11 protein-coding genes are annotated in these 12,737 nt (G+C 64.9%); 9 read left to right on the forward strand and 2 right to left on the reverse strand.

Annotated features, from left to right (window positions below; all coding sequences use genetic code 11):
* Positions 1 to 8: 8 nt before the first annotated feature.
* The 9 genes from ACWDUD_RS02955 (at position 9) to ACWDUD_RS02995 (ending at position 9,937) form a co-directional block, all read left to right on the forward strand.
* Positions 9 to 557, forward strand: coding sequence for a WcaF family extracellular polysaccharide biosynthesis acetyltransferase (locus tag ACWDUD_RS02955; RefSeq protein ID WP_197253011.1), 549 nt, complete (start codon positions 9 to 11; stop codon positions 555 to 557).
* A gap of 3 nt (positions 558 to 560) precedes the next feature.
* The gene (locus ACWDUD_RS02960) at positions 561 to 1,712 is read left to right on the forward strand and encodes a glycosyltransferase (protein ID WP_197253012.1); all 1,152 of its coding nucleotides are present in this window, start codon (positions 561 to 563) and stop codon (positions 1,710 to 1,712) included.
* Complete coding sequence (locus ACWDUD_RS02965) at positions 1,709 to 2,365, forward strand: SGNH/GDSL hydrolase family protein (RefSeq protein WP_197253013.1); 657 nt, start codon at positions 1,709 to 1,711, stop codon at positions 2,363 to 2,365. Before ACWDUD_RS02960 ends, ACWDUD_RS02965 begins: the two co-directional genes overlap by 4 nt.
* A 302-nt stretch (positions 2,366 to 2,667) precedes the next feature.
* Positions 2,668 to 3,357, forward strand: coding sequence for an SGNH/GDSL hydrolase family protein (locus ACWDUD_RS02970; protein ID WP_248674951.1), 690 nt, complete (start codon positions 2,668 to 2,670; stop codon positions 3,355 to 3,357).
* On the forward strand, positions 3,354 to 4,655 hold the full coding sequence (locus tag ACWDUD_RS02975; RefSeq protein WP_197253015.1) for a Wzz/FepE/Etk N-terminal domain-containing protein: 1,302 nt from the start codon (positions 3,354 to 3,356) through the stop codon (positions 4,653 to 4,655). The genes ACWDUD_RS02970 and ACWDUD_RS02975 overlap by 4 nt, the downstream gene beginning before the upstream one ends.
* Positions 4,652 to 5,875 (forward strand): hypothetical protein, encoded by a 1,224-nt coding sequence (locus tag ACWDUD_RS02980; protein ID WP_197253016.1) that lies wholly within the window; start codon positions 4,652 to 4,654, stop codon positions 5,873 to 5,875. Before ACWDUD_RS02975 ends, ACWDUD_RS02980 begins: the two co-directional genes overlap by 4 nt.
* A gap of 243 nt (positions 5,876 to 6,118) precedes the next feature.
* Entirely contained in the window at positions 6,119 to 6,772 is a 654-nt protein-coding gene (locus ACWDUD_RS02985) for a hypothetical protein (RefSeq protein WP_450108265.1), read from the forward strand.
* Positions 6,769 to 8,166, forward strand: coding sequence for an O-antigen ligase family protein (locus tag ACWDUD_RS02990; RefSeq protein WP_197253018.1), 1,398 nt, complete (start codon positions 6,769 to 6,771; stop codon positions 8,164 to 8,166). The genes ACWDUD_RS02985 and ACWDUD_RS02990 overlap by 4 nt, the downstream gene beginning before the upstream one ends.
* 37 nt (positions 8,167 to 8,203) lie before the next feature.
* Complete coding sequence (locus ACWDUD_RS02995; RefSeq protein ID WP_450108266.1) at positions 8,204 to 9,937, forward strand: DUF4082 domain-containing protein; 1,734 nt, start codon at positions 8,204 to 8,206, stop codon at positions 9,935 to 9,937.
* 24 nt (positions 9,938 to 9,961) lie between these two features.
* On the opposite strand, the gene ACWDUD_RS03000 is transcribed toward ACWDUD_RS02995, so the two are convergent.
* Positions 9,962 to 10,813 (reverse strand): glycosyltransferase, encoded by an 852-nt coding sequence (locus ACWDUD_RS03000; RefSeq protein ID WP_197253020.1) that lies wholly within the window; start codon positions 10,811 to 10,813, stop codon positions 9,962 to 9,964.
* Positions 10,806 to 12,725, reverse strand: a complete 1,920-nt coding sequence (locus ACWDUD_RS03005; RefSeq protein ID WP_450108267.1) for a WecB/TagA/CpsF family glycosyltransferase — start codon at positions 12,723 to 12,725, stop codon at positions 10,806 to 10,808. Before ACWDUD_RS03005 ends, ACWDUD_RS03000 begins: the two co-directional genes overlap by 8 nt.
* Between the last annotated feature and the right edge of the window lie 12 nt (positions 12,726 to 12,737).

Consider the following 12,737-nt stretch of genomic DNA (forward strand, 5'->3'; position numbering starts at 1 on the left):
AGGTGTGTGTGTCCGCTGCACAATCGAAGCGATCGTTGCGATCCCGGCGAGGTCACTCCTACGACAAGGGCCGCGGTTTCGCGGCCCAGGCCCTCTGGGTCGTGGTATCGACGCTGATCTTCACCCAGGTGTGGTGTCCGGCCCGCCTGCGGTGCACCCTGCTGCGCTTGTTCGGCGCCGAGATCGGTACCGGCGTGCTCATCAGGCATCGCGTGAATGTCCAATGGCCCTGGAAGCTTACGATCGGCAACGATTCGTGGATCGGAACGAACGCCGACCTCTACAACCTCGACGAGATCGTCATCGGCTCGGATGTCTGCGTTTCGCAGTACGCATATCTGTGTACCGGAAGCCACGACCGGCAATCGCCGACCTTCGAATTCGACAACGGTCCGATTGTCATCGAGGACGGGGTCTGGCTGTGCGCCGGTGCCACCGTCCTGCGGGGAGTGACCGTCGGCGCGAATTCGGTCGTGGGCGCAAGGGCACTCGTGACGTCGGACGTTCCTCCCGATTCACTCGTGCGTGCTCCTCGTGCGATCGTCACCCCGGGATGATTCGTGCGCATCCTCCAGGTTGTCACGCTTCTCGATCCCGACGGCGCATACGGGGGACCGGCCCGCGTCGCGCTCAACCAGAGTGCGGAACTGATCGACCGGGGCCACGAAGTGACGGTCGCCGCCGGCACCCGCGGCTACCGGGTGCCACCGAACCGGGTCGACGGCGTTCCGGTACGCCTCTTCACTGCTCGAACCCTCGTTCCCGGAACGGGGTTCGCAGGTGTCGGCGCGCCCGGTCTGCAACGATGGTTCCACCACAACCGGACCGGCTTCGATGTCGTCCACATCCACCTCGGTCGTGATCTCGTGGTTCTTCCCGTGGCGGTGTGCGCGCGACGTCACGAAATCCCCTATGCGGTCCAGACCCACGGCATGATCATTCCGTCCCGCCATCCGCTCGCCGGTCCGCTCGACGCCGTGTGGACGCGCAAGGTGCTGCTGGCCGCCGGGGCGGTGTTCCACCTGACGCCGCTGGAGAAGGACCAGTTGGACGCCGTGACGCGAACCAGGTCCGTTCCCGCCCGCCCCCGGTTCGTGGAACTCGGAAACGGCGTCCCCATCTATCCGCCGCGCCCATCGAACACCCCTCCCCGATCGAACACGAAACCTCCCGAGGTCCTCTTCGTTGCGCGCATCCATGCACGCAAGCGCCCGACGGCGTTCGTGGAGACTGCGAGAGCGCTGCTGTCCTCGGGAGTCGACGCGCGGTTCACCCTCATCGGGCCCGACGGAGGCGACGGCCGGGCGTTGCGCACCGCACTCGCGGCCGCGCCGGATGCCCGAATCTCGTGGGAAGGAGCTCTCGACCCTGCCGATGTTCCCCGCAGAATGGCCGAGGCGAGCGTGTACGTACTGCCCGCGGTCCGCGAGCCGTACCCGATGTCGGTGCTGGAGGCGATGTCCGTCGGCCTTCCCGTCGTGGTGACACGCGACTGCGGACTGGCACCCCTGATCGAGCGAACCGGTAGCGGTATCGTCGCGGACCCTGCGGTTCCAGCCCTGGTCGAAGCAGTTGCAACCCTGCTCACGAACGACTCCCTGGCACGCGCGATGGGCGAGAACGGACGCCGTACCGTGCAGGTTCACCAGGGCATGCCCGCAGTCGCCGACAGACTGCTCGACACGTACGACAACCTGGTGGGCACGCGATGAAACACGTCGTCACCCTCCCCCGCATTCTGGCGACAGTCGTCGCCGTCGTCCTGATAGGTGGTCTCCTCGCCGCGTCGGGGCTCGCGACGCGCAGCGACGCGGACCGTTCCCCGCTCAGGGTCGCGGTGGTCGGGGACGACTGGTCGGCCGGGTTCCGCAACCGGGTGGTGTGGCCGACGCTCATGGCCGAACGAACGGGATGGTCGGTCGCCAACTTCGCTCTTCCCGACTCCGGCTACGTCGCCGACGGGCAGGGTGGGCACGCCTTCACCTACCAGGTCGACCGAGCGCTACGTGACGACCCGGACGTCGTCCTGATCGTCGGCGGACTCGCGGATACCGGCCTCCCGGAGACGGATGCGATATCCGTGGGGGCGATCGACGCGATCAACAAGAGCATTCTCGCAGGCAAGCGAACGCTCGTCGTCGGGCCATCGTGGTTCGAGTCGCCGCCTCCGGAATCGGTGATCCGGGTGTCCGAGGCCCTGCGGGCCACCGCCGAGCAGGCAGGGGTCCCCTACTTCGATGCGCTCGATCCCCCATTGCTGACCGAGGATCGGATGTGGCCCGATCTCAGTGGTCCCACGGACGCCGGGCAGTCCGAGCTCGCCGACAGTATCGCCGCGTGGGTGCGTACGGAGGTCTCCCGATGACCCGCAGCCGGCGGACGGCGGTGGCCGCAACTGTGCTCGCTGTAGTGATCCTGCTCGGCATCGTCCTGGTCCGCCGCCGAGCCGATGCCCGACGCGTGCGGCGACCGGATTCCGGACGACGACCGGTTTCCGGACCACGGGCGGTTTCCGGACCACGGGCGGTTTCCGGACCACGGGCGGTTTCCGGACCACGGGCGGTTTCCGGACGACGACCGGTTTCCGGAAATGGCCGGACCACGGGCCGGCTCAATCGTTGGGACCTGGCCGCGCTCGTCTCGGCAGCTGCGATCGCCGTCGGCGTCGTGATCGTCGCGGGACCGACGGTCACGACCGATGCCACAGCCGCGTCCACGGACGTCACCCGGCAACAGGTCGCAGAGTACAACCGTCCCTCCGCACTGTTCATCGGCGATTCGTACACTGCAGGGAACGGGCTCGCCGAGATGTCCTACGCGTGTACCACCGCGGTCGAGATGGGCTGGTTGTGCAATCTCTCCGCCGTACCGGGAACCGGGTACATCAGCGGCGGTCCGGCCAACAGATTCGTCGTCGACGAGTACTCGGGCCGATCGACCTCGTTCACCGAACGTATCCCCCGGCTGGCCACCGTCCACGATCCCGATGTCGTCGTGCTCGACGGTGGTCGAAACGATCTCTTTCCGCCTTCGGAGGACGTCTACCGGGAAATGGTGGCGACCATCGAGGACGTCCGGCGGACATGGCCCGAGGCCGCGGTGGTCTTCGTCAGGCCCCGCTTCCTCACCGATCCCGCGGACGATCTCGGATTCGACGACGCATTCATCGCTCGGCTCGCCACCGAACCTGCCGCCCAGGACGTGCTGTTCGTCGATCCCATCGCATCGATGATCGATCGGGACACGTCGAGATTGCTCGCCGAAGACCGTAGGCACCCGAACGCGCTGGGATCCCAGGCGATAGGCGCGGCACTGACCGAATCGCTCGAACCTCTCGAACAGCAGGTCCGGCCATGACAGGACCGATCGCCGAATACGTCCGGGTACTACGCGAGCGATGGCGCTGGCTCGTGTGGGGTGCGCTGCTCGCACTGGCCGCGACCACCCTGTTCCTGTTCATCCGACCTCCTCTGTACCGTTACGACGCAACCGTTTTCGTTCGCACACCCGGAGACGTGAGCCGGGTTCTCGACGGAGGCGACTCCTATGCCCAGGGACGCGCCCGCACCTATGCCGCGTTGGCCCGCAGCAATGACCTCGCGGCCCGCGTGGTCGCCGATCTCGGACTCGAGGTCACCCCTACGGAGCTGTCGGAGCGGGTGACGGCACACAATCCGTCCGGGACCGCGCTCATCGATTTCGAATTCGGAGCCCGCTCCCCCACCGAGGCCGATCGGATCGCGACGGTACTACTTTCCGAACTGGCGGCAACCGTTCGCACGTTGGAGTCGGTTCCCGGATCACTGGTTCCCCGAGCCGAATTGGTGGTGGTCGACACGCCGACGCCCGCCGCCCGCGTTGTGTTCCTCGGGGCGACGGTCCCGGTCACCCTGCTCGCGGCGGCTGTGGCCGGTCTGGTTCTCGGCGCGACCGCAGCGGTGCTACGTTCGCTTTTCGACCGTTCGATCCGAGACCCGCTCGATGCCGCACGAATCTCCGGGCGGCCGTTGATCGGCTCGATCCGCGGTGGTCCCGCCGACGAACTCACGCCGGAGGTGCGGGCGATCCTGCATCGTTTGCTCGCCGCCCTACCGCAGCCCGGACGCGGGGTGATCACGGTGGTCGGCGCCGGCCCAGGCCCGACCACGTCGGATTCGGCCGTCGCCCTGGCGTCGGTATTCACCGCGCACGGTGATTCGGTGGTCCTGGTCGATCTCGACTTCCGAGACGCCGACTCGACCTCGCTGCTGTCCGGGCTCGATGTGCCGGGAATTTCCGACCTCGCGCGTGGGGACGCGGCAGCGTCGAACGCCGTTGTCCGAACACCGGCCGGCGACTTCGTGGGCGTGGGCACCACACCGGGCGATCTCGGGAGTCCTGCGGCGTCCGCCGCGCTTCGCAGTACGCTCCACGAGCTTCGTGAGCTGTACGCGTTCGTGGTGCTGGCCTGTCCTTCGGTGACGACCGCCGCGACGATCGAGGCCGAATCCGATGTGGCAGTGCTCGCGGTAAGAGAGAATGCCACCACGGAGGAACAGCTCCGGCAGGTCTCACCACTACTGCCGGCGAATACGGTCGTGCTGTTCGACGCGCGGGCTCGGTCGAATTCGATCCGTAAATCCGAGGCCGACAAGCGGATCGAGGCCACAGATTGAGATCGAATGCATTCCTCGCCGAAACGAGGCCCTACCGGAGGACGTTCGTCGTCGTCACGATAGTCGTGATCGCCATCGGTGCCGTGTGGCTGTTGCTGACCCCGAGCCGATACGTATCGACCGCCAGGCTGATGGTGTCGATCGAAGGTTCCACGACGGCAACTGCCTACCAGAACGACGAGGTCGTCTCCGGAAGAGTGAATTCCTATGTCGCTCTGCTGACCAGCGAAGTCGTAAGCAATCTCGTCGTCGACGCGCTCGCTGTGCCGATGAGCGCTCAGCAGGTGGCCGGCAAGGTCAGCGCAACGATCGTCCCACCGAAGACCTCCCTCATCGACGTCGCGGTCACCGACGAAGACCCCGAACGAGCGCGCCTTCTGGCCGACACGGTCACACGTGAGTTCGTCCGATACGTCGATGTTCTGGAGACACCCACCGGTGAAGACGATCAGAAAGTCGAAACCACGATCGTTTCGACAGCATCGGAGCCACGACAGTCGTGGACCGAACGCGCAGGTCTCGCCACCGCAGTAGTGCTCTTCGGTCTGTTACTCGGTAGCGTCGCGGCATGGATCCGGGCTCGAACCGACCCGCTCGTACGAACCGCGCGCTGCGCCGCCGAAGTATCCGGCGCTCCGGTGCTCGTACGCGTCCAAGGTACCGGTACGCCGACGGACGACGAACTCGACGAGTATCGCCGACTGCGGTTGCGTCTGCGCTCCTTCACCCGGCGACGTGCCGGGCCGGACGACCGGTCGGCGGTCTGGGTCCTGGCGTCCCCGAACGGCGAGGCCGATACGGCAGTGGTCGCGTCGAATCTCGGTCAGGTCATGATCTCGGCCGGTGACCGTGCGGTCGTTCTCGACTACGACGAGAGCGCGATTCGAGATCGGTCCCCCCTACAAGAACAGTCGAGAGGACCCTCTGCACGCGGATTGTCCGATTCTCCTCCCTCCGGTGAAAGCGGCTTCCGGGGTGCCGATCCCGAATCGATGATCGAAGATCTGCGTATCGACGGAACAACCGTCGTCGTCGCGGTGAGCCCTGTCCTGTCAACCTGCACGGCATCGATAGTCGGTGGGTACGCCGATGGAGTGCTGCTGATCGTCGTACCGGCCGAGACCCGCAGACGGGACCTGGCCCGAGCGACCGAAAGTCTCCGCGACTGTGGGATTTCTCCGGTGGGTGTCGTCCTAGTCGACCGAAGCGGAGTCGACTAGGACGGAATCGACATGCACACAGGGCTCTGTTCGGTAGGGTTGATGCTGGTCGGAGCCCTGAGGGTGGCCGAGTCGTCGAGTGCGGTTCGACGTTGCGTGCGTATCACGTGGTGGCTGAACCGATGACGAGGGAGCATTGACGTGGACCTGTTCGATGTCGCGCGGTCGTGCTTCCGGCGGTGGTATGTCCTGCTTCCGCTACTGGCAATCACGGCGTGGTACAGCTACAGCGTCTACAGTTCCGTGCAGCCCGTCTACTACGCGAACACGATTATCGGTCTGGCTCCCCCGAGTGTCAGGCAGGACGCGCCCACGGCCGGCGGTGAGGTCCGGCGGAACGGCCTGCTCGATGTCGGCGGAGCCTCACTGGTGGCCAATTTGACAGCATTGGGGTTGAGAGAGCCGGCTGTGGTGGACCGCGTTGTGGCAGCCGGAGGCTCACCCGACTACACCGCGAAAGCTTTTCCAACCCCACCCCCGAATCCCCAACTACCCATGGTCTTCGTCGAGCAGACCTCTTCGGACCCCGCCGAAGTGACGAAGACCCTCGAATTGGTGGCGGCGCAGGCCGAAGTGACGCTGCGGACCCTGCAGCAGCAGGCGCGTGTACCCGAGGATCAAATGGTGACGCCGTTCGTCGTCACACCACCGGGAACGCCGGCCGCTGCGATGCCCACCCGCACGCGGTCGACCGTCGCGATCCTCGGTGCCGGTACCGGCCTCTCGATCCTGGTTACCGTGCTTGTCGACGTCCTGATCACCCGGCGGAGATCGGCCGCGTCGACAACACCGAGACCGCCGATCTCCGAGACACCGGGTGACGGTGCGACCCCATACGACCCCGACGCGGAGCGCGGGCGTGCAGCTCCGGACGACGACGCGGTCGATGCCCGATGAAAACCACCTCGTTCGCTGCACTCGGTCGGCATACCGGCGGCTACGCGGACGTGGCCGGCACATCCGGGCAGCGGGAACGCACTCCTTGGTTGCTCTGCTTCCTGTGCCTCCTCATCCCTGCTCTGCCTGCCTATGCAGTTCCGCCGGGGCCGCTCAAGAGCAACGGCTCACCCGCCCGCGTGATCGCCGTGATGCTCTTCGGACTCGCTGTTCTCGGCTTCCTCACGCTGCGGCGCAATACGGATCACCGCACCGTCAATCCCGGCGTGATCGTCGTACTCCTCTTCTTCCTGCTGCTGACACTGGTCTACGGGGTCGGACTGCTCCGCACCGGCGACGCCCTCGTGGAGGCGAACAAGACTCGGGCCATCATCGGCCTCATCGCAAACGTCGGGGTTGCCCTGTTCGTCCTCGTGCGAGTCCACACTGTTCGCCAGCGCACCATCATCCTCGGTTGTCTCACCGCCGGGCTCACTTTCGCGTGCTCTGTCGGTTTGCTCCAGAGCATGCTCTCGCTCGATCTTCGCTTTCTGCTGATGCCACCGGGCTTCGTGGCGAACCTCGAGTCCGAGTACCTCTCTCTCACGGAGCGGATGGGCACCGTCCGCGTGCTCGGAACGTCCGAGCACGCGATCGAGTTCTCCGTTCTCGCTGCCGTGACCGTGCCGATGACGATTCATTTTGCGCGCTTTGCCACGAACCGTACGCTGCGCTGGGCTTCGGCGGTCGCCTGCTGTGTGGCACTGGTTTCCATGCCTGCCGCCATCTCCCGCACCGGGGTGCTTACTCTGCTCGCGTGCCTGCTCGTCTACATGTTCGCGTTCCGGGTGCGCCAACTCCTCGTTGCCGTCGTCGCCGGAACTATCGCAATATTCGGCTACATCGCGTACTTCCCGGAGACGTTCGATGCCTTGTGGAGAACGATCACCGGATCGGTACAAGACGACAGTATTCTGACACGTACGGCCGACTATGCCGCAGTGTCGCAGACCTTTCGTGAACATCCCATCTTCGGCCTCGGTCTCGGGGGCGCGCCCCCGAGTGCATACCCGCTCCTGGACAACGAATGGCTGCGGATGCTCGTCCAGGGCGGCGCCGTAGGCCTCACTGCGATGATCCTGCTGACCGGTGGTGCGATCTTCGCCATCTCGGCGGGCCTACGCCGCGCCGACTCGACTCGGGAACGCGATCAGGCCTACATGATGGGGTCGGTGATGGTCGGAATCCTCGTCTCCAGCACCACCTTCGACCTGTTCTACTACCAACAGGCGACTTTGACGTTCTTCATCGTGTTCGGCCTGCTCTGGTCGACCTACAACATTGCGGTACCGGAACCTGCCACGCCCGGCCGCCACTTCGTCGGGCACGATACCGCCGGGCCGCCGGAAGGCTAGAACAGTGTTCGACCGACGATCGATCGCACGATTGCTCGTGGCTCCGATTCTCGTCGCGATGATCTGCGCCTCCTGCACGCGCATCCCGTCCGAGGAGCCTCGAGTCGCCGATACGGCGGCGGAAAGCATGTGGCCCGACGGATCCGTACCGCCGGTAATCGCAGATCCGAACAGTCGATCGATCGAGCTCGGCACCGAGTTCTCCGCATCCAGCAACGGAACCGTCACGGCAGCAAGGTTTTTCCAAGGGTCCGCGAACACTGCCCCGGTCACGGCGACCCTGTGGTCGACCGACGGCACCGTCCTGGGAACCACACCCATACCCGCCGGGCCGGACGGTTGGCGAGAGATTCCTTTCGACACTCCGATTCCGATACAGGCGGACAGGAACTACGTGATCTCCTATCGCGCCTCGCAGGGAAACCATTCGGCCGATCCCGACGCATTCGATGGGGGTGCAACCGTAGGAACCGGCTGGCTGACCGCACTCCGAGGGCTGTTCACATACGGCAGCGGTATCCCCGATCAGTCGGACGGCGGCACCGCCTATTTCGTCGATGTCGTCTTCGAACCATCGGGTCCGTCGTTACGTCCGGTCGACGGCGGCGACAACTACTACGACATGTTCGACAATTCACTACCGGCGACCTCGGACTTCTTCCCGCTCGCAATCTGGTTCGCCAAGGTGACCTCTCCCGAGGAGGCCGGCAACGATCGCGCACTCGGTCTGAACACCTATGTGGAATTGACCGAGGACAGCAACGTTCGCGCAATACGCGACGCCGGAATGTTCGCGCTGCCCAGTCGGGCCGACCCCCTGATGGCCGGTCAGTTCACCACGGACGAGGCGGACATGTGGGCAGGAGCCGGCGAGGCACCGTGGACAGGCCGATTGCCGGGGGAAGGGCCGATCTGCATGCCCGAGGACGCCGAGTGCGGCTACACGGTGATGTCGGCCTTCAGAGACAGGATACCTCCGGACATCCTTGCGTTCACGAATTACGGTAAGGGCGTTACATTCTGGGATACCCGGGATGCGGCCCAGCGGTTCGTCAACGATTTCCAGGATGTCGTTTCCGCGGACAACTACTGGTTCACCGACGAGAGCATCTGTCAGGCGAACGAGGGTGGTGTCCTCAGAACGAACGGACAGACCGATCTCCCCCCTTCGGAATGCCAACTGGCTGCGAACTACGGCGTGACGACGCGACACGTTCGTTCGTTGGTCCAGCCACGCGCGGCCATGCCGGTGTGGAACTTCGTCGAAGTGGGGCAGCCCTTCTCGGAGAGCGCGGAGGCCGGGATCACCGGCCCACAGATCAGAGCCGCGGTCTGGAGCAGCATCATCAACGGCGCACGGGGCATCATCTACTTCGCCCACAACTTCGGAGGTCCTTGCCTGTCGTACAACCTTTTCCGGGACCGGTGCGGAGATGCCATCCGCGGCGAGGTATCGGCGGTCAACAATCAGATCACGAGTCTCGCCCCAGTGCTCAATGCGCCGTTCGTCGACGGATTCGCCGAGACCGACGGGCCCGTCGACGCGGCTACGAAATATCACGACGGCAATCTGTACATCCTCGCCGGATCCACCCGAAACTCGGGCGGCGACGCCACGATTACGCTCTCGTGCGGCGATGCGACCCAGGTGGAGGTCCTGGACGAAGGCCGCACGATCCCCGTCGTCGACAAGACCTTTCGCGATTTCTTCGTCGACGGAAACGCAGTTCATCTCTACCGCCTCGACGGAGCCGGCTGCGCCTTCGAATGACGAGGCACCAGCAGTGACGAGGCATCAGCCGAGAGACCGACTACTTTCGTCGCGTTCCCAGCCGACGGTCCTTCGGCGCGCACCCCATCGAGCGGCGAGCGCAAAAGCAATGTACGCCAATGTATCTGCGGCAGATTTCGGACCGTGGACCGACCGCAACACCGCGAGCGCGGTGGCCGTACCCGTGCCACCCGCGCTGCCGACACCCGGACGGGCCTCGGCTGTGCCGCGCCGGCTGCGCCGCAGAATCGCGAGCAAACTCGTGATGTCGTTCGGAGTCTTCACCACCGCAGGTTCCGTATCGACGACGGCCTTCTCGTCCGGATCGAACTGCTCGTCCACGAAGAGGTCGTCTCCGATCAGGTTCGGGAACGACCCGAATCTCGAGTGTCCTGCTTCGGTGAGGGCGTACACGCCGGCCCCCCACAACACAGGTTTCCGTCGAATCCGTTGTCGGGCACGATAGTAACTGCAGACCAGCGGATCGGCGCCGCCGAAGTCGTAGCGGAACGGCGGACGTGCGGCAAGAACGTCACCGCGGGCGAGACGATCGAGGACGTCCAGCACGGCAGCAGCCGAAATCCGGATGTCGGCATCCAGATAGAGTCGAGGCCAGAGCGAAGCAACCTGGTCGCCGATATTCAAAGCTGCTGGTTTCGATCCTTCCGCCAACTCGACCACCCGCGCGCCCGGGATTCTTCGGGCGATCGCGGCGGTGTCGTCGGTACAGCCGTTGCACACCACGACGAGTTCGAAGTATCCCTCCGCTGCGGGCGGGCCGAGCGGCACGAGCGTCCGTTGGATCACCCCTGCCTCGTTGTATGCAGGAACGATCACAGCGCCGCGTCGAGTGTGGCCGGAAAGTGATTCAGTCATCTGTGGTTGCGTGAGGTAGTTCTCGCCATTTCCTGCGCCTCAGAACGGTGGACAGTGTGCGCCGGTGCTCCGGATCGTAGGCGCGCAGCGCTTCGGAGAGTGCAACTACAGATCGGAACAGCATCGAGTACGTGCCGCCGTGATGACGCTCCACGTAGCGAACGCGGTTCACGGTCATGAGTCGCGTGAGGACGGGCGATGTGCCCGATCCCCCCTGCCGGTGTTGCACGATCGCGGACGGTTCGAACCGAACCAGGTGTCCTCCCTTTCGGATGCGGCGAAAGTAGTCCGTTTCCTCCGAGTAGAGGAAGAACTCTTCGTTCCAGGGGCCGACCTCTCGCGCGACCCACGCCCGGATCAGCACCGCTGCTCCCGTCGCCCAGTCGACATCGTGTGCGTCGAGGTAATCTTCTGGGTTGTAGACGATCTCGGACAGAAACCGCGGCCTCTTGCGCAACCTGCCGCCGAACAATGCGTCACCGACCGCACCCATGAGCGACGGCTCGCGACGAATCGAGGGATAGAGCTCACCGTTCTCGTCCAAGATGAGTGGCACCACCGCACCGATACGATCGTCGCAGCGGAGCGAGGCCATCAGACGTGTCACGGTGTCGACCGCCAGTGTCAGATCGGGGTTCAGGATCAACACGGCGTCACAAGGATCGACGAACGGGAGAGCCGCATTGATTCCACCGGCATAACCGAGGTTGCCCCCGGTTTCGACGAGTGTGACATCGGGGTGCAGGCGCACCAACGCGGGTGTGCCGTCCGAGGAGCGATTGTCGACGACGACCACCCGGATGGACAGCTCGTGAGCCGCGAGGCTCAGGTCGTCGATCAACCTGGAGATATCGTCAGCACTGTTGTGCGTCACCACCACAACGGTGACGACGGCCCTTCGCCCGGGCGCGACGAACGTCCCGCGCGCTGCGCTCGCGTCGTGGATCAACATCATCGATCCACGCTGCACAGTCCGGGCTTTGCGCATCAGCCTCAGCAACTCCGGTGGATCTTCGACGAGATAGCGATGACTCAACCGGCGAGGTTCCAGCATCAGCCGCCATGCCCACTCGAGCCCGCTGTCGGCAATCCACCTCGGCGCCCTGCGCACCCTGCCGGCAAGGAAGTCCACAACTGCGCCGAAGGCGAGAAGCACCCGAGCGCCCGTTTCCTTACCGAATTGCGCAATCCAATTCTCCTGCAGGGGCTTTCCGAGTCCGGTCACCAGGATCTCCACGCCGGCGGAACGGATCTGTCCGGCGATCGCCGCCGAACTGGCAGGATCCTGCAGTTCGGATCTCGCCGGTGACCAGGTACCGACGATGTTCAAGGTCGGAAGACGTGTGCTGAGCGCCGCACGGAGACGCTCGTGTGTTCCGGCGGTTCCACCCAGAAAACCGACGCGCGTACCCTGCCTCGCCGCATACTCGAGAATCGGGCCGATCAAGTCGCTACCCGACAGTTTCGGCCAGTCCCGGCCACTGAGCGCCTCGGCCTTCCGGACGAGAGGCACCCCGTCGAGGAGCGTGAGCCAACGCAACCCCTCCGGTGCCGCCCCCACGGATACGGCGGGTGGCCTCGCGGCCCAGGACTCGTCGCCCCCGAAATGATGAAGATGGTCGAGATTCGCCGAGGCGACGACCAGCGGAGCCGGTGCGGTGAGTGCATCGATGATCAGTGACATCGCCAGTTCGCGATCGATCAGGTCGATCGGGACTGCGTCCACGACCATACGGGGCCACGGCGCAGGATGCGGCCGAGGCGGATCGCGTCGATTCTCGGATTTTGTGAGCGGCATTGCTTCTGCCCAATCCGTGCATCTCAGGGCTTCTCCGTTCTCGGAATTGTATCGAAGGAGTGCTGTGCGCACGCCTGATCGGCCTTCGCTCGGGAACGAAAGCGCGCTGTGCATGGTGAATCGCCG

This window comes from Rhodococcus sp. NPDC003382, assembly GCF_053589135.1.